19 protein-coding genes and 2 pseudogenes are annotated in these 21619 nt (G+C 59.1%); 16 read left to right on the top strand and 5 right to left on the bottom strand.

What is annotated here, in order from left to right:
• The first annotated feature begins 5 nt into the window (after positions 1 to 5).
• The 11 genes from ACP3TY_RS17445 to flhB all read left to right on the top strand — a co-directional run bounded on the left by ACP3TY_RS17445 (position 6) and on the right by flhB (position 9164).
• Positions 6 to 1709 carry an ATP-binding SpoIIE family protein phosphatase gene (locus tag ACP3TY_RS17445; protein ID WP_400650101.1) on the top strand — a complete coding sequence of 568 codons (1704 nt, stop codon included), beginning with the start codon at positions 6 to 8 and terminating at the stop codon, positions 1707 to 1709.
• A 31-nt stretch (positions 1710 to 1740) separates the two neighbouring features.
• Positions 1741 to 2088, top strand: a complete 348-nt coding sequence (locus ACP3TY_RS17440) for an Hpt domain-containing protein (protein WP_426618071.1) — start codon at positions 1741 to 1743, stop codon at positions 2086 to 2088.
• A gap of 105 nt (positions 2089 to 2193) precedes the next feature.
• A complete protein-coding gene (locus tag ACP3TY_RS17435; protein ID WP_426618070.1) occupies positions 2194 to 3555 on the top strand; it encodes a flagellar hook-length control protein FliK in 1362 nt (453 codons plus the stop codon).
• 207 nt (positions 3556 to 3762) lie between these two features.
• Positions 3763 to 4266, top strand: a complete 504-nt coding sequence (gene fliL, locus ACP3TY_RS17430; RefSeq protein WP_426618069.1) for a flagellar basal body-associated protein FliL — start codon at positions 3763 to 3765, stop codon at positions 4264 to 4266.
• 9 nt (positions 4267 to 4275) lie between these two features.
• Positions 4276 to 5244 carry a flagellar motor switch protein FliM gene (gene fliM / locus ACP3TY_RS17425; protein WP_053118375.1) on the top strand — a complete coding sequence of 323 codons (969 nt, stop codon included), beginning with the start codon at positions 4276 to 4278 and terminating at the stop codon, positions 5242 to 5244.
• A gap of 58 nt (positions 5245 to 5302) precedes the next feature.
• Positions 5303 to 5761 (top strand): flagellar motor switch protein FliN, encoded by a 459-nt coding sequence (gene fliN, locus ACP3TY_RS17420; RefSeq protein WP_053118377.1) that lies wholly within the window; start codon positions 5303 to 5305, stop codon positions 5759 to 5761.
• Complete coding sequence (fliO, locus tag ACP3TY_RS17415) at positions 5762 to 6208, top strand: flagellar biosynthetic protein FliO (protein WP_053118379.1); 447 nt, start codon at positions 5762 to 5764, stop codon at positions 6206 to 6208.
• Positions 6208 to 6966: a flagellar type III secretion system pore protein FliP gene (fliP, locus tag ACP3TY_RS17410; protein ID WP_053118381.1), complete on the top strand. Its 759-nt coding sequence runs from the start codon at positions 6208 to 6210 to the stop codon at positions 6964 to 6966. Before fliO ends, fliP begins: the two co-directional genes overlap by 1 nt.
• On the top strand, positions 6963 to 7232 hold the full coding sequence (gene fliQ, locus ACP3TY_RS17405; RefSeq protein WP_053118383.1) for a flagellar biosynthesis protein FliQ: 270 nt from the start codon (positions 6963 to 6965) through the stop codon (positions 7230 to 7232). Before fliP ends, fliQ begins: the two co-directional genes overlap by 4 nt.
• Before the next feature lie 3 nt (positions 7233 to 7235).
• Positions 7236 to 8021 carry a flagellar biosynthetic protein FliR gene (fliR, locus tag ACP3TY_RS17400; protein WP_426618068.1) on the top strand — a complete coding sequence of 262 codons (786 nt, stop codon included), beginning with the start codon at positions 7236 to 7238 and terminating at the stop codon, positions 8019 to 8021.
• Between the two features lie 3 nt (positions 8022 to 8024).
• The gene (gene flhB / locus ACP3TY_RS17395) at positions 8025 to 9164 is read left to right on the top strand and encodes a flagellar biosynthesis protein FlhB (RefSeq protein WP_159812654.1); all 1140 of its coding nucleotides are present in this window, start codon (positions 8025 to 8027) and stop codon (positions 9162 to 9164) included.
• A 328-nt stretch (positions 9165 to 9492) separates the two neighbouring features.
• Here flhB and ACP3TY_RS17390 read toward each other — a convergent pair.
• The 5 genes and pseudogenes from ACP3TY_RS17390 to ACP3TY_RS17370 all read right to left on the bottom strand — a co-directional run.
• Positions 9493 to 9693, bottom strand: a pseudogene (locus ACP3TY_RS17390) (DUF6124 family protein); the annotation flags it as partial.
• Between the two features lie 511 nt (positions 9694 to 10204).
• Positions 10205 to 13261 carry a hypothetical protein gene (locus tag ACP3TY_RS17385; RefSeq protein WP_426618067.1) on the bottom strand — a complete coding sequence of 1019 codons (3057 nt, stop codon included), beginning with the start codon at positions 13259 to 13261 and terminating at the stop codon, positions 10205 to 10207.
• Between the two features lie 411 nt (positions 13262 to 13672).
• Positions 13673 to 13912: a DUF6124 family protein gene (locus ACP3TY_RS17380; RefSeq protein ID WP_426620494.1), complete on the bottom strand. Its 240-nt coding sequence runs from the start codon at positions 13910 to 13912 to the stop codon at positions 13673 to 13675.
• A gap of 38 nt (positions 13913 to 13950) precedes the next feature.
• On the bottom strand, positions 13951 to 14307 hold the full coding sequence (locus ACP3TY_RS17375) for a DUF6124 family protein (RefSeq protein WP_426618066.1): 357 nt from the start codon (positions 14305 to 14307) through the stop codon (positions 13951 to 13953).
• A gap of 579 nt (positions 14308 to 14886) precedes the next feature.
• Positions 14887 to 15105: pseudogene (locus ACP3TY_RS17370) on the bottom strand (DUF6124 family protein); the annotation flags it as partial.
• Positions 15106 to 15464: 359 nt separating this feature from the next.
• Here ACP3TY_RS17370 and ACP3TY_RS17365 point away from each other — a divergent pair.
• The 5 genes from ACP3TY_RS17365 to fliA all read left to right on the top strand — a co-directional run bounded on the left by ACP3TY_RS17365 (position 15465) and on the right by fliA (position 21592).
• On the top strand, positions 15465 to 16127 hold the full coding sequence (locus ACP3TY_RS17365; RefSeq protein ID WP_426618065.1) for a hypothetical protein: 663 nt from the start codon (positions 15465 to 15467) through the stop codon (positions 16125 to 16127).
• A 299-nt stretch (positions 16128 to 16426) separates the two neighbouring features.
• The gene (flhA, locus tag ACP3TY_RS17360) at positions 16427 to 18556 is read left to right on the top strand and encodes a flagellar biosynthesis protein FlhA (protein ID WP_282353828.1); all 2130 of its coding nucleotides are present in this window, start codon (positions 16427 to 16429) and stop codon (positions 18554 to 18556) included.
• 11 nt (positions 18557 to 18567) lie between these two features.
• On the top strand, positions 18568 to 19908 hold the full coding sequence (gene flhF / locus ACP3TY_RS17355) for a flagellar biosynthesis protein FlhF (protein ID WP_053118396.1): 1341 nt from the start codon (positions 18568 to 18570) through the stop codon (positions 19906 to 19908).
• Between the two features lie 116 nt (positions 19909 to 20024).
• Positions 20025 to 20855 (top strand): flagellar synthesis regulator FleN, encoded by an 831-nt coding sequence (gene fleN, locus ACP3TY_RS17350; protein WP_003222917.1) that lies wholly within the window; start codon positions 20025 to 20027, stop codon positions 20853 to 20855.
• A complete protein-coding gene (fliA, locus tag ACP3TY_RS17345) occupies positions 20852 to 21592 on the top strand; it encodes an RNA polymerase sigma factor FliA (protein WP_007920004.1) in 741 nt (246 codons plus the stop codon). The genes fleN and fliA overlap by 4 nt, the downstream gene beginning before the upstream one ends.
• Positions 21593 to 21619 lie beyond the last annotated feature (27 nt).

Raw genomic sequence — 21619 nt, 5'->3', positions numbered from 1 at the left:
CGGCCATGCAGGCGCAAGAGCCGCTGACCATCCTGATCGCCGAAGACAGCGCCGCTGATCGCCTGTTGTTGTCGACCATCGTCCGCCGTCAGGGCCACGAAGTGCTGGCGGCTGCCAACGGTGCCGAAGCGGTCGAGTTGTTCCGTCAGCAGCAGCCACAACTGGTGCTGATGGACGCAATGATGCCGGTGATGGACGGCTTCGAAGCGGCGCGGCAGATCAAACTGCTGGCCGGCGAAACGCTGGTGCCGATCATCTTCCTGACCTCGCTCAGCGAAAGTGAAGCGCTGGTGCGTTGCCTAGAGGCCGGCGGCGACGACTTTCTGGCGAAGCCCTACAACCAGATCATCCTTGCCGCCAAAATCAAGGCGATGGATCGCTTGCGCCGCCTGCAAGACACCGTGCTGCAGCAACGCGACCTGATCGCCAAACACCACGATTACCTGCTCAACGAACAGCGCGTGGCCAAAGCGGTGTTCGACAAGGTCGCGCACTCCGGTTGCCTCAGCGCGCCGAACATTCGCTACCTGCAATCGCCTTACGCGCTGTTCAACGGCGACCTGCTGTTGGCGGCGTACACCCCGGCGGGTGATATGCATGTGCTGCTCGGCGATTTCACCGGCCATGGGTTGCCGGCAGCGGTGGGCGCTATGCCGCTTGCCGAAGTGTTTTACGGGATGACCGCGAAGGGTTACGGCCTGGCGGAAACCCTGCGCGAGATGAACGCCAAGCTCAAACGGATCCTGCCGGTCGACATGTTCTGTTGCGCCACGTTGCTGTGCCTGAGTTCGCTGCGGCGCTCGGTGGAAGTGTGGAACGGCGGCATGCCTGACGGTTATCTGCACAGGCTCGCGACGGGTGAGCGGGTTCCGCTGAAAGCACGGCATTTACCGCTCGGCGTGTTGAGCGCGCAGGCCTTTGATGACAGCACCGAAGTGCATGCGATGGCCGTCGATGATCGAGTGTTTCTGCTGTCCGACGGCGTCATCGATACCAGCGATGCCAATGATCAGCTGTTCGGTGTCGAGCGCTTGCAGCAAGTGTTTGCCGCCAATCGTGAGCCTGACCGGTTGTTCGAGGACATCGAGCAGGCGCTGCGGGATTTTCGTGGCGAGGCGCGCGACGATGTCAGCATGGTTGAAGTCAGCCTGCTTGCGCCGGCGCAGCTCAAACCAACGGCGCCGGTGTATTCCGACAGCGGCCAGTCATGCCCGCTCGATTGGTCGGTGAGTTTCGAGTTTCGCGGTGCCACGCTCAAGCGCTTCAACCCTTTGCCGTACCTGTTGCAGTTGCTGCTGGAAGTGCATGGCCTGCGCGGGCAGAGCGGCGCGTTGTACAGCGTGCTCGCCGAGTTGTATTCCAATGCGCTGGAACATGGCGTGCTCGGTCTCGATTCCAGTCTCAAGCGCGATGCGGCGGGGTTCGCGCGCTATTACGAGCAACGCAACACGCGGCTGGAAGCGTTGCAGGACGGCTACGTGCGCGTGCATTTGCAGGTCACGCCGCAAGAGCAGGGCGGTTGTCTGGTGATTCGCGTTGAAGACAGCGGCAAGGGTTTTGATGTGGCGCGGGTGATGGAGCGGCCGCTGGAAAATGTCCGTTTGTCGGGACGTGGGGTCAGCCTGGTGCGGCAACTGGGGCGTAACGCCAGTTGGTCGGACGAAGGTCGTAGTGCCCGCGTGGAGTTTTTCTGGGAGGTTCAGGCATAATCCGCGCAATTCTTGATCAAGGAGTGAACAAGTGACTGACCTACATGTGGATCGCGACGTACTCGATACCTTGCGTGACGTCATGGAGGAAAACTATCCGGATTTGCTGGATACCTTCCTGACGGATTCCGAAAGTCGCTTGCAGGAGCTGCAAGCGACCGCCGATGCCGAAAAGCTGTCGGAGGTCGCTCACAGCTTGAAGGGCAGCGCGAGCAACATGGGCGCTGTTCGCCTGGCCGAGTTGTGCCAGGCACTGGAGTCGGACGCCCGACACAAAAGCCCCGCAGAAATCGTCAAAATGGTCGCTGAAATCAGCCTCGAATTTGATGGCGTTCGCCCGGTTTACGAAAGCGAACGGCAGCACACGCATACTCATTGAACCGGCCGCCGGACGCTTTTCACAAGCGTTCGGCGAAACTGGCCCGGCACTTGCAATCAACTTTCTCAACTGTACTTACGAGCCCCGTGCAGCGGAGACCGTTTCATGCCTGCGACCCCCAATATCCTTCTTCAGAATGCCGCTCAGGCCAAGGCGCAAGCTGCCTCGGCCAAGTCGTCGGCGATGGCCGCAGAGCCCGTAGATAAAGCCTCCAGCTTCGCCAAAGTGTTCGCCGATCAGGGTGCGAACAAGCCTGTTGTCAGCACCGATAACCCGGCGAAAACCGCGCGCGACAAAGCCGCTGACAGCGCTGGCAAGAAAGACCTCGCCAAGGATCAATCTGCCGCCCCGGCTCCGGCGGTTGCCGATAGCGGCAATGCCTTGCCTGCCGACAAATCCGCGGCGGCCGATGACGCCGCTGCCAGCGATGACACTACCGATCCTGCGCAAACGCCGGTCGCCGACGCCAGCGTGACTGATCCTGCGCTTGATCCGGCATTGGCCGTCGCCGTGCAACCGGTCGCTGCCCCTGTGGTGCCCGCCCCGGTTGCCGCTGCACCGGCGCAACCTGAAGCCGAAACACCAGCGGTCGCCTTGTTGCCAGCAGTCAAAGACCCGGTGGCCTCGACCGATAGCGATTTCGACCCGGCAGCCGATCCGCTCGATTCGATGCCGGCGGTGCGTTTGGCGATGGAGCAGGGCGGGCATATTTCCGCTGCCAGTCAGGCGCAACCGAAAACTACCTCGGCACAGGCTCAGGCTGACGGTGAATTGACCTCGGCGCAGAACTTCGCCGCCGGCATGGCCAGCATGCTCGACGTGCAAGCCGACAAGGACAGCACCAGTCAGGGTGGCGACAAAGCGTTCAGCGGCCTGATCGATGACGGCCTCAAAGACCTCAAGACTGCGACCAGTGATACCCGCGTTGATGATTTCGCCAACCGTCTCGCTGCGTTGACGCAGGCTGCCACACCAAAAACCGCGAACGCCGTGCCGGTGAATCAGCCGATCGCCATGCACCAAAACGGCTGGACGGAAGAAGTGGTCAACCGCGTCATGTACCTGTCCAGCGCCAATCTGAAGGCGGCGGATATTCAGCTGCAACCGGCCGAGTTGGGGCGTCTGGATATCCGCGTGAATCTGGTGCCGGATCAGCAGACCCAGGTGACGTTCATGAGTGCGCATCCGAGCGTGCGAGAGGCGCTCGACAGCCAGATGCATCGCCTGCGCGAGATGTTTACGCAGCAGGGCATGGGTCAGGTTGACGTTAATGTGTCTGATCAGAGTCGTGGTTGGCAGGGCCAGCAGGGTCAGGAACAGGCGCAGCAGGGGCAGAGCGGTCGTACCAGCGCGGCCGGTGGTCGTCTGGATTCGGCGGATGATGAAATAGCCCCGGTCAGCGCGGCCGAGGTTGCTGCCAACACCACCAGCGTCATCGGCAGCAGCGCCGTCGACTATTACGCCTGACGGGTTGTAGCGACACCAAAAGATCGCAGCCTTCGGCAGCTCCTACAGGGTGTACACATCCAATTGTAGGAGCTGCCGAAGGCTGCGATCTTTTGCTTTTCAGTCCTGTTGATCCAGGCGCCGATCCCCGGCCGACACTTCTGGCATAACACTTGCTCTTGCCTTGCCGTGCGACTGTGAAAACCTGATTAGTGACGGATTATTGGCATGGCGAAGAGCGAAACTGCAGCAGTAAAAGACCCCGCAACCAAAGGCAAACTCAAGCTGATCATCATGATCGTGCTCGCGTTGCTGTTGGCCATTGGTGCATCCGTGGGGGCGACCTGGTTCTTCATGCACAGTGCCCAGAGCAAACCAGAGGCTGCGGCTGAAACCGCCCCGACCGGCAAACAACCGGCGATTTTCGAACCGATGGCGCCGGCCTTCGTTGCCAACTACAACCAGAACGGCCGTCAGCGCTACATGCAGGTGAGCATCACCATGCTCGGGCGCAATCAGGCCGATCTGGAAGCGCTGAAAGTGCACATGCCGGTTATCCGCAACAACCTGGTGATGCTCTTCTCCGGTCAGGATTTCGCCACACTGGCGACGCCGGTCGGCCAAGAGATGTTGCGCCAGAAGGCCACCGCCAGCGTCCAGGAAGTGGCGCAGAAAGAACTCGGCAAAGTGGTCATCGAACAGTTGCTTTTCACTAATTTCGTACTGCAGTAGGAACACGACATGGCCGTGCAGGATCTGCTGTCCCAGGATGAAATCGACGCGCTGTTGCACGGCGTCGACGATGGTCTGGTACAGACCGATGACGCTGCCGTACCCGGCAGTGTCAAAAGCTACGACCTGACCAGCCAGGATCGCATCGTCCGTGGACGCATGCCGACTCTGGAAATGATCAACGAGCGTTTCGCCCGCTACACCCGCATCAGTATGTTCAACATGCTGCGCCGCTCGGCGGACGTTGCCGTCGGTGGCGTGCAGGTGATGAAGTTCGGTGAATACGTGCACTCGCTGTACGTACCGACCAGCCTCAACCTGGTCAAGATCAAACCGTTGCGCGGCACCGCGCTGTTCATCCTTGACGCCAAACTGGTGTTCAAACTGGTGGACAACTTCTTCGGTGGCGACGGCCGTCACGCCAAGATCGAAGGGCGTGAATTCACCCCGACCGAACTGCGCGTGGTGCGCATGGTGCTGGAGCAGGCCTTCGTCGATTTGAAGGAAGCCTGGCAGGCGATCATGGAAGTCAATTTCGAGTACATCAACTCGGAAGTGAACCCGGCCATGGCCAACATCGTCGGCCCGAGCGAAGCGATCGTGGTCTCCACGTTCCATATCGAACTCGACGGCGGTGGCGGCGATCTGCACGTGACCATGCCGTACTCGATGATCGAGCCGGTGCGCGAAATGCTCGACGCCGGTTTCCAGTCGGATCTCGACGATCAGGACGAGCGCTGGGTCAACGCCCTGCGTCAGGACGTGCTCGATGTCGATGTGCCGATCGGTGCCACCGTCGCTCGTCGTCAGTTGAAACTGCGCGACATCCTGCACATGCAGCCCGGCGATGTGATCCCGGTCGAGATGCCGGACGAAATGATCATGCGCGCCAATGGCGTGCCGGCCTTCAAGGTCAAGATGGGCTCGCACAAAGGCAACCTCGCGTTGCAGGTTATCGAGCCGATCGAGCGCCGCTGAAACGGCGCCGTACCCCCTTTTTTGCACTAACTGAATTGTTGCCCGCCGAGGACACATGATGAACGACGATATGAACGCCCAGGACGATCAGGCACTGGCTGATGAATGGGCCGCCGCCCTCGAAGAAACCGGTGATGCCGGCCAGGCTGACATCGACGCCCTGCTGGCCGCCGACGCTGGCGCCGCAAGCTCCAACCGTCTGCCGATGGAAGAGTTTGGCAGCGTGCCGAAGAACAACGATCCGGTGACGCTGGACGGTCCGAACCTGGACGTGATCCTCGACATTCCGGTGTCGATTTCGATGGAAGTCGGCAGCACCGACATCAACATCCGCAACCTGCTGCAACTCAACCAGGGGTCGGTGATCGAGCTCGATCGTCTGGCCGGTGAGCCGCTCGACGTGCTGGTCAACGGCACGCTGATTGCGCACGGTGAAGTGGTGGTGGTCAACGAGAAGTTCGGCATCCGCCTGACCGACGTGATCAGCCCAAGCGAACGCATCAAGAAGCTGCGCTGAGTGAAAAGGTTTCTCTGGGCGCTGCTGGCGCTGCCAATCAGCGTAATGGCCGCCGAGCCGGTGGCGACCACGGCCGCCGTCGCCGCGCCGGTGGTCAACAGCGGCATTGCCGGGCAATTGACGCAACTGGTCTTCGGTTTGCTGCTGGTGCTGGGGATTATCTTTTTCCTCGCCTGGCTGCTGCGTCGGGTGCAGCAGGCAGGGCCGGCAGGCAAGGGTCAGGTGATCGAACTGATCGGTTCGCGCGCCCTCGGCCCACGTGACCGTTTGATGCTGGTGCAGGTCGGCAACGAGCAGATTCTGCTCGGTTTGAGCCCCGGCACCATCACCGCGCTGCACGTGCTCAAAGAGCCGGTGCCGGTGCCGAGCACCAGTGAAAAAGCCACTCCGGATTTTGCCCAGCAGTTGCTGAAGATACTCGGCAAGGATCAGAAGGATACGAAGTAATGGGTGCGCTACGCATCGTCTTGACGCTGGCCCTGATGCTGGCGGCGCCGCTGGCGTTCGCCGCCGATCCGTTGTCGATCCCGGCGATCACGCTGGGCACCAACGCCGATGGCGCGCAGGAATATTCGGTCAGTCTGCAGATTCTGCTGATCATGACCGCGCTGAGCTTTATTCCGGCGGCGGTCATTCTGATGACCAGTTTCACCCGGATCATCATCGTCTTCTCGATCCTGCGTCAGGCCCTCGGCCTGCAACAGACGCCGTCGAACCAGATCCTCACCGGCATGGCGCTGTTCCTGACCATGTTCATCATGGCGCCGGTGTTCGACCGCGTGAACAAAGATGCCTTGCAGCCGTATCTGGCGGAGACACTCACCGCGCAGCAAGCGGTGGAAAAAGCTCAGGTGCCGATCAAGGACTTCATGCTCGCGCAAACCCGCAGCAGCGATCTTGAGCTGTTCATGCGCCTGTCCAAACGCACCGACATCCCGACGCCAGACGCAGCGCCGCTGACCATTCTGGTGCCGGCGTTCGTCACCTCTGAGCTGAAGACCGCGTTCCAGATCGGCTTCATGATCTTCATTCCGTTCCTGATCATCGACCTCGTCGTCGCCAGTGTGCTGATGGCGATGGGTATGATGATGCTGTCGCCGCTGATCATTTCCTTGCCGTTCAAGATCATGCTGTTTGTGCTTGTGGATGGCTGGGCGCTGATCATCGGCACCCTGGCCAGCAGTTTTGGAGGTGTCTCGCCATGACGCCGGAAGTCGCGGTCGATATCTTTCGTGAAGCGCTGTGGCTGACCACGCTGATGGTCGCGATTCTGGTGATCCCGAGCCTGTTGGTCGGCTTGCTGGTGGCGATGTTTCAGGCCGCGACGCAGATCAACGAACAGACGCTGAGCTTCCTGCCGCGTCTGCTGGTGATGCTGGTGACGTTGATCGTCGCCGGCCCATGGATCGTGCAGACGTTCATGGAATACATCATCCAGTTGTACAAAAACATCCCGATGGTCATCGGCTAAGCCATGCAATCGCTGCTTCAGCTGACCGACACCCAGATCAGTTCCTGGGTGGCATCGTTCATGTTGCCGCTGTTTCGCGTCGCCTCGATGTTGATGGTCATGCCGGTGTTCGGCACCACGCTGATACCGCGCCGTGTGCGCCTGTATTTTTCCGTGGCGATCACCGTGGTGATCACGCCGGGTCTGCCGCCGATGCCGGCGGTGAGTCCGCTGGATCTGAGTGGGCTGATGCTGATCGCCGAGCAGATCCTGGTCGGCGCTGTGCTCGGGTTTTCCTTGCAGCTGTTCTTTCAGGCGTTTGCGGTGGCCGGGCAGATCGTCGCGATCCAGATGGGCATGGGCTTCGCCTCGATGATCGACCCGGCCAACGGCGTCTCGGTGGCGGTGATCGGGCAGTTCTTCACCATGCTGGTGACCTTGCTGTTCCTGTCGATGAACGGCCATCTGGTGGTGTTTGAAGTCCTCACCGAAAGCTTCACCACGCTGCCGGTCGGCAGTGGTTTGATGACCGCGCATTACTGGGAACTGGCCGGCAAACTCGGCTGGGTACTTGGCGCCGCGTTGCTGCTGGTGTTGCCGGCGGTGACCGCGTTGCTGGTGGTCAACATCGCGTTCGGCGTGATGACCCGCGCGGCGCCGCAACTGAACATTTTCTCCATCGGTTTCCCGCTGACCCTTGTGCTCGGTCTGTTTATTGTCTGGGTCGGGTTGGCGGATATTCTCAATCAGTATCAGCCGCTGGCCACCGAGGCCTTGCAGTTGCTACGCGAACTGGCACGGGCGCGCTGAGTCATGGCTGAGAGCGAAAGCGGTCAGGACAAAACAGAAGACCCCACGGAGAAACGGAAAAAGGACTCCCGTGAGAAGGGTGAGATTGCCCGTTCCAAAGAGCTCAACACCCTCGCCGTGATGATGGCCGGCGCCGGCGCGTTGCTGGTGTTTGGCGGCATGTTGGCCGAAGACCTGATGGAACTGATGCGCCTGAACTTCACGCTGACGCGCGAGGTGATCATGGATCAGGGCTCCATGGGCGCCTTTATGATGCAGTCGGGCAAAATGGCGCTGGTGGCGATTCAGCCGATCATGATCACCCTGTTGATTGCCGCGCTGGTCGGGCCGATCTCCCTCGGCGGCTGGCTGTTCGCGGCCAGCTCCATGGCACCGAAGTTCAGCCGAATGAACCCGGGCGCCGGCCTCAAACGCATGTTTTCCTTCAAGGCTGTGGTCGAGTTGCTCAAGGCTTTGGCCAAGTTTGTGATCACTCTTTTCGTGGCGTTGATGGTGTTGATGTCCGACGTCGACGATTTGCTGCGCATCGCCCACGAACCGCTTGAGTCGGCGATTATTCACAGCGTGACGCTGGTCGGCTGGAGCACGTTGTGGCTGGCCTGCGGCTTGATCATCATCGCCGCCGTCGACGTGCCGGTGCAGCTCTGGGAGGCGCACAAAAAACTGTTGATGACCAAGCAGGAAGTGCGCGACGAGCACAAGGATCAGGAAGGTCGGCCGGAGGTCAAACAGCGCATCCGCCAGACCCAGCGCGAAATGTCCCAGCGGCGGATGATGGCGGCGATTCCCGACGCCGACGTGGTCATCACCAACCCGACGCACTACGCCGTCGCGCTCAAATACGACTCGGAAAAGGGCGGCGCGCCGTTGCTGCTGGCCAAGGGTAGCGACTTCCTGGCGTTGAAGATTCGTGAGATTGCGGTGGCGAATAACGTGATGCTGCTGGAATCGCCAGGGTTGGCGCGTTCGATTTACTACTCGACTGAGCTCGACGAGGAAATCCCGGGTGGGTTGTATCTGGCGGTGGCGCAGGTGTTGGCGTACGTCTACCAGATCCGCCAATATCGCGCGGGCAAAGGCAAACGGCCGGATCCGCTTAAGGATGACCTGCCGATTCCGCCGGATCTGCGCCGCGATTCTTGACCTTACTGCGATGAAACTCTAGGCCTTACAGCGATCATTGTGGCGAGGGGATTTATCCCCGATGGGCTGCGCAGCAGCCCCAAAACCTGTGACTTCAATCTTTCAGGAATACCGCGTGCTCAGGATTTACGACTGCTGCGCAGCCGAGCGGGGCGGTGCGACGTTTCGCTAAATCCCCTCGCCACAGGTTCTTGCCTGACTTCTTGATCGTTCCCACGCTCCGCGTGGGAATACAGCCCGGGACGCTCCGCGTCCCTTCCAGAACCGAACGAGGAGCGTCCGTTGAGGCATTCCCACGCAGAGCGTGGGAACGATCACCGGGGTGCTGTTACTGCGGCAACTCCAGATTATCCAGCGCCCGATTCACCGCCAGCTCGCCAAGCATTATCAGTTGCGCAATACCCTGCATCGTCCTGCGTTGCGAGGCGGGTATGAGGTTGGCGAAGTCATTGGCGATGGTTCTGGCGGAGGCGAGCGTTTCGCAGGCGTTGGCCAATAATTCTTCGTTTTTGAAGTCGGCGGTGACGGCCTACATCTTGCGGTTTCTGCGTGTGGACGTCAGAGAACTTCCACTTCAACGCCGTCAAGCGGATGGTAGGCAATGTTTGCAGCTTGATGGAGCGAACCAAGATATCCGGTGACCCGAAGATGCCTTCTCATAAAGTCACCATTGAACTGTGCATCGGGCACAAGAGTGCAAGTGCGCATTGGAGAATAATGGATGTCCTGGATTTTCCGAGCCGTCAAACTCGATCATGAATGAGTCGTGACGGACGCGAGGATTGGGAGTCAGGGAGAGCGGCCAACCGCCCCCCCTGCACAATGGCCCTGAATCTCTATGGGAGTGAGCAAGCCCAGTCCCGCAGTTAGATCGAACACCACGAACAGCGGGAGGATGAAGCGCATTATGCTCGCCAAATTACTTCAGACTGAATCCAAGGAATACAGTCGCACAAGGAGGTGCAGGCTAGTTGAAACATCAAAACCTGGTGAAATTGTATTTTAAGAATTTCTCGGTACTAACGAGTTCTCAAAGTGCATTAAACAACAATAGCCCTGATCCTATGGTATGAAATTGCGGTACCGGGTCCGGTTCCATTAAATAAGTGTAAAATACGCCAGTTGGAACCTGACACCCAATCACTGGACCAGTAGTTACTTTCATAAGCGCCGTCTCCCCAGTAACTGTTGTGGAAGGTTCTATAAATTTGCGTTACTGATATAAGTTCCGCCAAACTAAGTACGCGCCCTTGATTGCCTGCTTCAGTTATGTTGTGCAGGTAAAGAATTCGCCCTTGAAGAATATTTGACACAATGACTCTGCAACTCTTTGCGTTTCCGGTTGCATCCCGCGCGGTTAATGTGGCTGTTCCGTTTGCAAGGGATGTAACAATGCCAAGATGGGTCTCTACTGTGGCCACCCCTTTAGGCGAAATTTCATATGTGTACGGTGCTTTTCCTCCCTTGGCTGTTTTTTGTTTTGACGTTCCTGTCGGCCATTGAACAACAGTGGCTCCCGAGAAAGCGATTAATCGGCCATTAAGTATTAAATCATCTGGATCAAAAATAAACTCGGGTAATACAGAGGTTGTGTACGTGCGCAGTGGAAAGCTCACCGCCTCCTCCACGTCCTTGCTACCACCCAGCCCGGCCTTGAACTGCATCGTCAGGTCCGCGCCATCTTTCAAATTTTGCAAGTCGGTCAGCGGAAGTGCATGCTCGTAAAAACCTTGGTTAATCCACGTCTGGTTGGTCTGCGAATCAGGAGGCTGCAAGAACGTTTCGTCATATTTGCTTTCGTCTTTGTTGGTGCCTTCCACTCGTAACCAGACGTACTGCTTCAACGCAATCAATGGCCAATTGCTTATGCGCATGGTCGCGTCGGCGGCCAATGCGTTGACGTCCAACTCCGGACCCTCACCGCTGTTCGCGGCTTGCGTGATCAAGGGCTTGCCCAATGCCGGATCTTCTTGCGGGATCACCAGCACCGTCAGTGGCAATTCTTTCGAATGCACAGGCGTACCACTGCGCGTCACGGTGTAGCTCACCGTCACCGCTTTGCCCAGGTTGAAGGCCACAACCGCGTTTTTCAGCGGAATCGACTGTGGCCCCAGCATGATCACGGATGTTCTCGGGGAGGTGTCCGAACCGTTCGGCGGTGTACCGCTCCAGGTGACGATGATGTCGTCACCAATGTCCATGCCGGTGTAGTCGACGATAGCGGTCAGGCTGTCCTTGGCTGCGAACGGGTTGAGGCTAGTGCCATTCGCCTCCTTGATCTGCGGCGCTTCCAGATCCAGCGCCGCGCCAATACGCAACGTCAATTCACGCGAGTTCCCCAGCGTCACCCCCGCCCGCTGGATGCTGTAATCGGCCACGACCATGCCGTTGAGGTTGGCTGTCACGTATTGCTTTTCCACGGTGATGCGCACTGGGTTGCCGGCGGTGATGGGGATCAGGTCGACATGGCCGTTGGTGCTGCCGCCGCTGGCCGAGCCGCGCCAGCGCCAGCTCACGCGGTCCTTTTCGCGGGTGCCCAGGTACGGCACCACCAGTGTGGTGCCGGTCGGCGGCACTTTGTCGGGATCGAGCACGTCATTGTCTGCCTCCTCGACTTCCGGCCGGTCAAACGTTGGCAAGGGCACACCGACCTGCATCGGGAACGGCAGCGATTCGCGCACGCTCAACAACAGCGCATCGCTGTTGGTGACGATATAAAAGACCTTGACGTTCAGTCCGTTGAACCGCTGGATCTCGGCATTGCTCACGCTACGCAGGACGGGCCGGTTTTCCGCAACATTACCGACGGTGCGCGGGTCTTCGTAATAGACGGTGCTACCACCCGGCGTCTGGGCCTGCCAGATCAGATTGATCAGGTCGCTGCTGTTGCGGCCGGGGTACCAAGGGATGTTGACCGTCGCCCAGGTTGTCTCCGGCGGCAAGGTGCCACCCGGGGCCTCGTCCACGGTGGGGGCGCGCAATTGGCTGATGTCACCAATCACCGTGACGCTGGCGTTTTTCGAGGGGCGGTCGGCGATACCGTTACGCCGGCAGGCGTAGCCCACCGACGCGCTGCCCTTGGCGATGGCCCTCACTGAGGCATTGGGAATGGTGAATTTGAGCGGAAACGATACGAAGTCGACGGGCAGCTCAATTGGCCCGACGATGATTTGCGAACCTTGCGCCGGGGTGCCTGTCCAGGTCAGGAGTACCTCGTCACCCACCTTGTAGTCAGTCGCCGGGGTGTTGACCAAAACCTCCACATCGTCATCTCCGAGTTGATCGAGGTTGATGCTGTTGGTCGGCAGTCCTTTGACCAGCACCAATGGCACTTCCAGTCGATTGCCGCCCAGGTCAACCAGCACTTTGCGAATGGCCGACCACGGCGCACGCTCGTCGGGGCGGTTACCGCAGCGATCGATGACCTGATAAGCCACCGCCACTTGCGGACCATCACCCGCGGCCTCGATCACCGCGCGACTGAACACCACATCGATCGGATGGCTGACCGGGTTCTGTGCCTGTTCCGGCGTGACGACATGGGCGACCTGCTGACTGCCCCAACGGGCGAGGATGCGATCGTAGCGGGTGAGGTTGCGGTAGGGCACGATGCGCATCGTCACACCCTTGGCTGGCAGGGTTTCATCGACCTCGTCATGGTCGAGGGAAAACTTGAGATCGGAGTGGCCGTCATCGCCGGGAATGTCATCGTAGCCGCCGGGACGCGTGAGCTTGACCAGCAAGATCAGTAAGGGTTTGGAGTCTTCCTCTGCCTGGTTCTTGTAGGTGACTCGGTAGAACACCGGCTTGGTCTCGCCGTCAAGCACATGGGCCTTGCGAATGGTAAACGACAGGTCCTGGTTAAGTTCGTTATCGAATTCGAGAGTTTTGGTCCAGACCGCCGAATTGGCATTGCCCCAGAACACCTCAGCCTTGTCGCCGATGTTCATGTTGAGCCAGGACGGAATGATGCCTTGCAGATCGTCTTCCACCGCCCGGATGGGAATGCCACCGTCGTAATGCTCGGCAGGATTCAGGGTGACCAGCGCGGGAAAGTACAGCGGTTTGAGAGCTAGTGGGTGTTGGGGTCTGGTCATGGCGGCGGACACCGGTCGATGGTTGAGGCGACGGAGTGATTGAACGTGGGATTGGGGAAAAGCACACCTGTCAGATCTGACAGGTGAGGTCGGGTTTTCGACGAGTGGTCATTGAGCAAGAGCGAAGGTCAGAAGATCGCAGCCTTCGGCAGATCCATAGTTCGGTGTAGGGGCTGCCGATGATCTTGCCTTTCGAAACGACAAAAACCCGCCATCCCGATTGAATGGGGTGGCGGGTTTTTTCCCTGAGGAGATGTATTGCCTGTGAGTCAGACATAGCGGGTAAGCCCGCTTCCACAGGTTTGGGGTGTGGCGGAGATTTGTGGTCGGCAGAGATCCCTGTGGGAGGGGCTTGCTCCCGAAAACGTCAGCAAGCTCAACACTTCAATCAAGCCTTGTCACCGTGGCCTGCTACTGCGGCACCTGCAGATTATCCAGCACCCGGTTCACCGCCAACTCGCCGAGCATGATCAGTTGCGCGATACCCAGCAACGTCCTGCGCTGCGAGGCGGGTATGAGCTTGGCGAAGTCGTTGGCGAAGGTTCTTGGCGAGGCGAGGGTTTTTGATCGTTCCCACGCTCCGCGTGGGAATGCAGCCCGGGACGCTCTGCGTCCCCTCCAAAACCGAACGCGGAGCGTCCGTTGAGGCATTCCCACGCAGAGCGTGGGAACGATCATCGGGTGGATTGCTACTGCGGCAACTCCAGATTATCCAGCGCCCGATTCACCGCCAGTTCGCCAAGCATGATCAGTTGCGCGATGCCCTGCAGCGTCCGGCGTTGCGAGGCGGGTATGAGGTTGGCGAAGTCATTGGCGATGGTTCTGGCGGAGGCGAGGGTTTCGCAGGCGTTTGCCAATAGTTCTTCGTTTTTGAAGTCGGCGGTCACGGCGTACATCTTGCGATTTCTGTGCGGAGGTGGCGTGGCACCGGGGCAGAGGCAGTGATCGAGCGCGCGGTCGGCGGCTTCGTGGAGCTTTGTTGAATCGAGGGATTCGTAGGGGGAGGTGGGATGGGTTTCGGGTGGGTTTGGTGTTGGTTTGATCATGGTGAAGCTCCTGAGGTTATGGAGCCACTCTTCCCCTGTCGCTAAACAAATGAAGGTGGCAGCTGTACGCAGGTTAGCGAACCGGTCACAGGCACCCCGGTAGACCCAAAGGTCTCCCGCATACAGCCGCCATAACGAAATTGCAGGCGAAGATTCCCACAACGAAGCCACGAACGCTGATGCACTGAGATGATCCGAGTCGCTAAACCCGATCGCTGATTCTTCAGCGACGGATCCACGATAGAGACCCGACCCAAAGCGCACAAGCCGGCCGATTCTGGCTTAGCTGTAGGCAAAGGCGCAAGGATGTGTAGCCTTTGAGGCGTGTCTGGAGGTGTCTTTTAAACATAGCCGTTTAAAAACAGAAATCGGGCACAGGCAATGACGGCCCCTTCGCGAGCAAGCTCTGCTCCTACGGTTTTGTGGTGATCACATATTTTGTGGCTTGCCCCAATTGATCGTTCCCACGCTCCGCGTGGCAATGCATCCCGGGACGCTCTGCGTCCCTTCCAGAACCGAACGCGGAGCGTCCGTTGAGGCATTCCCACGCAGAGCGTGGGAACGATCACCGGGGGGCTGCTACTGCGGCAATTCCAGATTATCCAGCGCCCGATTCACCGCCAACTCGCCGAGCATGATCAGTTGCGCAATGCCCTGCAGTGTTCTGCGTTGTGATGCGGGTATGAGGTTGGCGAAGTCATTGGCGATGGTTCTGGCGGAGGCGAGGGTTTCGCAGGCGTTGGCCAATAATTCTTCGTTTTTGAAGTCGGCGGTCACGGCGTACATCGTGCGGTTTCTGCAGGCAATGACGGCCCCTTCGCGAGCAAGCTCTGCTCCTACGGTTTTGTGGTGATCACATATTTTGTGGCTTGCCCCAATTTGTAGGAGCAAAGCTTGCTCGCGAAGGCATCGGCATATTCAACGCTTTCATCGGTTGACACACCGCTTTTGCGAGCAAGCTTTGCTCCTACAGAGGGTGGAATGAACCTTCCGTCTGGAAACCTGTGATACCTGACAGTTCTGACAGTAGACGCCTTTGAATTTCAGGCGCTCTCATGTCGTCGGGAATGTTCCCGTTGGAGGTCTCGCCGTGGATGCGCTTGGGCAGGGGGCCTGGCAGCGTTCGAGATATTCGGATCTGTTCAGGGAGAGTCATGATGGCAGAGCGCGTATACAAACATCTTCCGGGAATGAAGCTGGAGTTCGTCTCGGCACGGCTTGACGAGAATGTAAGTGAAAAGACGATTGGCTACTCGGCCAAATTCAAACTGAGTCTCGATTTTCTTCACTTCATAGTTGCCGCGAATCAGCACATTTCTAACTTTCTGCATCACCCGCTCAATGCGATCCGGCCTGAGCTGGAAGGCTTGGGTTCTCACTACGCGTACAACTATTTATTGGGCGCGGCTGGCAATATCTCCACGAATGAGGCGCTGTTCAAGGTTTTCACCCGCACGGAGTACTACATGTCGGAGTGGTCAACGGGAGGGCTGGAAAATCGTTATGGCGTGCCGGTCTTCGAGGTGATTGACGGGCAGTTGCACGTGACGGCACGGAGGGATTTTCGATTGGACGGTGGTCGGCAGATCCGGATCAGCGATCTGCCGATCATCTATTTTCAGTGGCAACTGAATTTGCTGTTAGGTGAGCCGATTTTTTCAGGGCTCAAGTCACCCGAGACCAAAGTCGTGCTGATGTATGGCAAGGAGCCGTTGGTGTCGGTGGAGGGGAAACCGATGTATACCGGCACGCAGTATGTGATTGGGCGCGAGTTAGCGTTTGGTGATATTGGCGCGGAGCTGATTCACGAGGCTGGTTGAGTCCGGCATTTCCTTAAGCTGGCACCGTGACGAAATAAAAAACCGCCGCCCCGATTGAACGGGGTGGCGGTTTTTTTGTGCCTGAAATTGAATACCTTCCTGTAGGAGCTGCCGAAGGCTGCGATCTTTTGACTTTCAAAAAGCCAGATCAAAAGATCGCAGCCTTCGGCAGCTCCTACAGGGCGCGCGTCGGGCTGCGATCTTTTTTGTCTGTGCAAAAGTTGGAAGGCTTCTTGCAATAGCCGCCGTGCGCCTGCTCTGGGCGTCAAAAGTTTGCTTTAAAGGAACGGGGAAAACCGGTGGATCGCTCTCAGTTAATCAACAGTGCCCGCACAAACCTGAATGACCTCTCGCGAGGCAATCTGGGCGTGCCGTTGTTGCTGCTGGTCATGTTGGCAATGATGATGTTGCCGATCCCGCCGTTCCTGCTCGACGTGTTTTTCACGTTCAACATTGCGTTGTCGATCGTCGTGCTGCTGGTCTGCGTGTACGCGCTGCGGCCGCTGGATTTTGCGGTGTTCCCGACGATTCTGCTGGTCGCGACGTTGATGCGGCTGGCGTTGAACGTGGCTTCCACGCGGGTGGTGATGCTCCACGGTCAGGACGGCCACGCCGCGGCCGGTAAGGTGATTCAGGCCTTCGGTGAGGTGGTGATCGGCGGTAACTATGTGGTCGGTATCGTGGTGTTTGCGATCCTGATGATCATCAACTTCGTCGTGGTGACCAAGGGTGCCGGGCGGATCTCCGAGGTGAGCGCGCGCTTCACCCTCGACGCGATGCCCGGCAAACAAATGGCGATCGACGCCGACCTCAACGCCGGTTTGATCGACCAGAACCAGGCGAAGATGCGCCGTCAGGAAGTCGCCCAAGAGGCTGAGTTCTACGGTTCGATGGACGGTGCCAGCAAGTTCGTGCGCGGTGACGCCATCGCCGGCCTGCTGATTCTGTTCATTAACCTCATCGGCGGTATGGCCGTCGGTATCTTCCAGCACAACATGAGCTTCGGCGATGCCGGCCGGGTTTACGCCTTGCTGACCATCGGTGACGGTTTAGTGGCGCAATTGCCATCACTGTTGTTATCTACAGCTGCGGCGATCATGGTGACCCGTGCTTCCGGTTCGGAAGACATGGGCAAACAGATCAATCGCCAGATGTTCGCCTCGCCAAAAGCGCTGGCGGTGGCGGCCGGTTTGATGGCGGTGATGGGCCTGGTGCCGGGCATGCCGCACTTCTCGTTCCTCAGCATGGCCGCACTGGCCGCTGGCGGCGCGTACTTGTTCTGGAAGAAGCAGAACGTCGCCAAGGTTGAAGCGCTGCAAGAGGTCAAACGCCAGCAGGAGCTGCTGCCGTCGCCGGCCCGCGCCATGGAAACCAAGGAGCTGGGCTGGGATGACGTGACACCGATCGACATGATTGGTCTGGAAGTCGGCTACCGCTTGATCCCGCTGGTGGATCGCAATCAGGGTGGTCAATTGCTGGCGCGGATCAAGGGCGTGCGCAAGAAGCTCTCGCAGGATCTGGGCTTCCTGATGCCGACCGTGCATATCCGCGACAACCTCGACCTGGCGCCAAGCGCCTACCGTTTGACCCTGATGGGCGTGATCCTCGCCGAAGCCGAGATCTACCCGGATCGCGAACTGGCGATCAACCCGGGGCAGGTATACGGCACGCTTAACGGCATAAACGCCAAAGATCCGGCTTTCGGGCTGGAAGCGGTGTGGATCGAAATCAGCCAGCGTGCGCAGGCGCAGTCTCTCGGATACACCGTGGTCGACGCCAGCACCGTGGTCGCGACGCACTTGAACCAGATTCTGTACAAACACTCCAGTGAGCTGATCGGCCACGAGGAAGTGCAGCAACTCATGCAATTGCTGGCCAAAAGCTCGCCGAAACTGGCTGAAGAGCTGGTGCCGGGCGTGGTCTCGTTGTCGCAACTGCTTAAAGTATTGCAAGCGCTGTTGGCCGAACACGTGCCGGTGCGTGACATCCGCAGTATTGCCGAAGCCATCGCCAACAACGCGGCCAAGAGTCAAGATACCGCCGCGCTGGTGGCTGCGGTGCGGGTTGGCGTATCGCGCGCCATCGTCCAAAGCATTGTAGGCACTGAGTCCGAGCTGCCTGTGATCACCCTGGAACCAAGGTTGGAACAGATATTGCTCAATAGTCTGCAGAAGGCAGGACAAGGCTCGGAAGAGGGCGTTCTGCTGGAGCCAAGCATGGCCGAGAAGCTGCAACGTTCGCTCATCGAAGCGGCGCAGCGTCAGGAGATGCAAGGTCAGCCGGTGATCCTGTTGGTAGCAGGCCCGGTGCGCGCGATGCTCTCGCGCTTTGGCCGCCTCGCAGTCCCTGGATTGCACGTGCTGGCCTACCAGGAAATACCGGACAACAAGCAAGTGACAATTGTTGCGACAGTAGGGCCCAACGGCTGAGGTAGTGGTTCATGCAAGTTAAGCGTTTTTTCGCCGCCGATATGCGTCAGGCCATGAAGCTGGTTCGTGATGAGCTGGGCGCAGATGCCGCCATCATTGGCAACCGCCGCATTGCCGGCGGTGTCGAGCTGACGGCTGCGCTCGATTACAAATTGTCGGCGCTGGCGCCACGGGTTCCGAACATGGAGCTCGAAGACGAGCTGCGCAAGACCCAGTCGCGCATCGTCACCGCCCAGGCCGAGCTGAGCCTGCGTGGCGAAGCCGATGGCAATAGCAATCGCCAGATCTTTGCCGGCCTGCCACTCACCGCTGGCCTGCCGTTGACCGCCGCTGAACCGCTGACCGAGCCGACCTACGCCGCGCCAGCGCGTCCAGCCCCGGCACCGGCGCAGTCCTCCGGCGGCGTCGATCCACGCGCCCTGGATTCGATGCGTTTTGAATTGAACAGCCTGCGCGAGCTGATGGAAGTGCAGCTCGGCACACTGGCCTGGAATCAACTGCAGGGCAGCCGTCCGGCGCAAGCCAATCTGTATCGCCGTCTGCAACGCATCGGTCTGTCTGGCCCGCTGTCGCGTGATCTGCTGTCGATGATCAGCGATATCGAAGAGCCGCGTCAGGCCTGGCGCATGCTGCTCGCGCATCTGGCGCGAATGATTGCCGTGCCGGAAGTCGAGCCGCTGGAAGAGGGCGGTGTGATCGCCATGGTCGGCCCTGCCGGCATGGGCAAGACCACCACGCTGGCGAAACTGGCCGCACGTTATGTGCTGAAATACGGCGCGCAGAATGTTGCGCTGGTGAGCATGGACAGCTTCCGCATCGGCGCGCAGGAACAACTGAAGACCCTGGGCCGCATTCTCAATGTGCCGGTGACCCACGTTGATCCGGGCCAGTCGCTGGTGCAGGCGCTGGATCCATTGCTGCGCAAACGCGTGGTGCTGATCGATACCGCCGGCCTGCAAGCCAGCGATCCGGCCCTGCGCATGCAGCTCGAAAGCCTCGCCGGGCGTGGCATCCGTTCAAAAAATTATCTGGTCTTGGCAACCACCAGCCAGAAACAGGTTCTAACCGCCGCTTATCACAGTTACAAGCGTTGCGGGCTCGCCGGGTGCATCCTGACTAAACTGGATGAAACGGCCAGCCTTGGCGAAGTGTTAAGCCTGGCGATCAGTCATGAATTGCCGGTCGCGTACCTGACCGATGGCCCACGGATTCCGGATGATTTGCATCTGCCGCGTCGTCATCAACTGGTCAGCCGCGCCGTCAGCGTGCAAATGCAGGAAGAACCCAGCGAAGAAGCCATGGCTGACATGTTCGCTGATATCTACCACAGCCCCACCAAGCAGGTAGGCTGAGGTATTCATGAACAGTTTTTGTACCTACATCGATGGTCTGCCATGCATTGTTCCGTTTGTGAACGCGCAGCCAGTAATGTGGCCTCCGTCTATGCAAGACAAGGTAAAGAAATAACATGGGCAGCATGCATCCCGTACAGGTGATCGCGGTGACCGGCGGCAAAGGTGGCGTCGGCAAAACTAACGTGTCAGTGAACTTGTCTCTGGCGCTGGCAGAGCTTGGCCGTCGGGTCATGCTGCTGGACGCCGATCTGGGACTGGCGAACGTCGACGTTCTGCTGGGCCTGACACCCAAACGCACTCTGGCCGATGTCATTGAAGGCCGCTGTGAGCTGCGCGACGTACTGTTGCAGGGTCCCGGCGGGATCCGCATCGTACCGGCCGCGTCCGGCACGCAGAGCATGGTTCATCTGAGCCCGGCGCAACACGCCGGCCTGATTCAGGCCTTCAGTGACATCGGCGACAATCTCGACGTTCTGGTGATCGACACCGCTGCAGGTATTGGTGACTCGGTAGTCAGTTTCGTTCGCGCAGCGCAGGAAGTGTTGCTGGTGGTCTGCGATGAGCCGACCTCGATCACTGACGCTTACGCACTGATCAAACTGCTCAACCGCGATTACGGCATGAACCGCTTCCGCGTCCTCGCCAACATGGCGCAGAGCCCGCAAGAAGGTCGCAACCTGTTCGCCAAGTTGACCAAGGTCACGGATCGCTTCCTCGACGTCGCCTTACAATACGTCGGCGCCGTCCCTTACGACGAAAGCGTGCGCAAAGCGGTGCAGAAGCAGCGCGCTGTCTATGAAGCCTTCCCGCGTTCCAAGTGCGCGCTGGCGTTCAAGGCCATCGCGCAAAAGGTCGACACCTGGCCGCTGCCCGCCAACCCGCGCGGCCACCTTGAGTTTTTTGTCGAGCGCCTCGTGCAGCAAACGGCAGGGCCCGTGCTATGACCGCTAGCGGTATGAATTACTACAAGAAGTCGGCACGCGACGCTCAGTACGAACTGATCGAGCGTTACGCGCCGCTGGTCAAACGCATTGCCTATCACTTGCTGGCGCGGTTGCCGGCAAGTGTGCAGGTTGAAGACCTGATCCAGGCCGGGATGATCGGCCTGCTTGAAGTCTCGACCAAATACGACGCCAGCAAAGGCGCCAGTTTCGAAACGTACGCGGGCATTCGAATCCGCGGCGCGATGCTCGACGAAGTGCGCAAAGGGGATTGGGCGCCACGCTCGGTTCACCGCAATACCCGGATGGTCAGCGACGCAATTCGCTCAATTGAAGCTAAAACCGGCCGTGATGCTAAAGATCACGAAGTTGCGGCCGAACTCCAATTGAGTCTCGACGATTACTACGGGATTTTGAATGACACCTTGGGCAGTCGCCTGTTCAGTTTCGACGATCTGTTGCAGGACGGCGAACACGAAGGGCTGCACGAGGATGGCGCGAGTGCTCATCTTGAGCCGTCACGCGATCTGGAAGATGAACGCTTCCAGGCGGCGCTGGCGGACGCGATTGCCAATTTGCCGGAGCGTGAGCGACTGGTGTTGGCGCTGTACTACGACGAAGAGCTGAACCTCAAGGAAATCGGTGAAGTCCTTGGCGTCAGTGAATCGCGGGTCAGCCAGTTACACAGCCAGTGCGCGGCCCGTTTGCGGGGGCGTTTGGGGGAGTGGCGAGCGCGCTGAAGGCAGTGTGGGGACACTGCGAACGAG

The sequence above is a fragment of the Pseudomonas rustica genome (assembly GCF_049959085.1).
In the GTDB taxonomy this organism is placed as follows: domain Bacteria; phylum Pseudomonadota; class Gammaproteobacteria; order Pseudomonadales; family Pseudomonadaceae; genus Aquipseudomonas; species Aquipseudomonas rustica.
This window is presented reverse-complemented; position numbering and strand designations above follow the sequence as displayed.

Coding starts and splice junctions, on each gene's coding strand:
- ACP3TY_RS17445 (WP_400650101.1), top strand. CDS start 6: ATGCAGGCGCAAGAGCCGCTGACCATCCTGATCGCCGAAGACAGCGCC.
- ACP3TY_RS17435 (WP_426618070.1), top strand. CDS start 2,194: ATGCCTGCGACCCCCAATATCCTTCTTCAGAATGCCGCTCAGGCCAAG.
- fliL (WP_426618069.1), top strand. CDS start 3,763: ATGGCGAAGAGCGAAACTGCAGCAGTAAAAGACCCCGCAACCAAAGGC.
- fliM (WP_053118375.1), top strand. CDS start 4,276: ATGGCCGTGCAGGATCTGCTGTCCCAGGATGAAATCGACGCGCTGTTG.
- fliN (WP_053118377.1), top strand. CDS start 5,303: ATGAACGACGATATGAACGCCCAGGACGATCAGGCACTGGCTGATGAA.
- fliP (WP_053118381.1), top strand. CDS start 6,208: ATGGGTGCGCTACGCATCGTCTTGACGCTGGCCCTGATGCTGGCGGCG.
- fliQ (WP_053118383.1), top strand. CDS start 6,963: ATGACGCCGGAAGTCGCGGTCGATATCTTTCGTGAAGCGCTGTGGCTG.
- fliR (WP_426618068.1), top strand. CDS start 7,236: ATGCAATCGCTGCTTCAGCTGACCGACACCCAGATCAGTTCCTGGGTG.
- flhB (WP_159812654.1), top strand. CDS start 8,025: ATGGCTGAGAGCGAAAGCGGTCAGGACAAAACAGAAGACCCCACGGAG.
- ACP3TY_RS17385 (WP_426618067.1), bottom strand. CDS start 13,261: ATGACCAGACCCCAACACCCACTAGCTCTCAAACCGCTGTACTTTCCC.
- ACP3TY_RS17380 (WP_426620494.1), bottom strand. CDS start 13,912: ATGCCTCAACGGACGCTCCGCGTTCGGTTTTGGAGGGGACGCAGAGCG.
- ACP3TY_RS17375 (WP_426618066.1), bottom strand. CDS start 14,307: ATGATCAAACCAACACCAAACCCACCCGAAACCCATCCCACCTCCCCC.
- ACP3TY_RS17365 (WP_426618065.1), top strand. CDS start 15,465: ATGGCAGAGCGCGTATACAAACATCTTCCGGGAATGAAGCTGGAGTTC.
- flhF (WP_053118396.1), top strand. CDS start 18,568: ATGCAAGTTAAGCGTTTTTTCGCCGCCGATATGCGTCAGGCCATGAAG.
- fleN (WP_003222917.1), top strand. CDS start 20,025: ATGGGCAGCATGCATCCCGTACAGGTGATCGCGGTGACCGGCGGCAAA.
- fliA (WP_007920004.1), top strand. CDS start 20,852: ATGACCGCTAGCGGTATGAATTACTACAAGAAGTCGGCACGCGACGCT.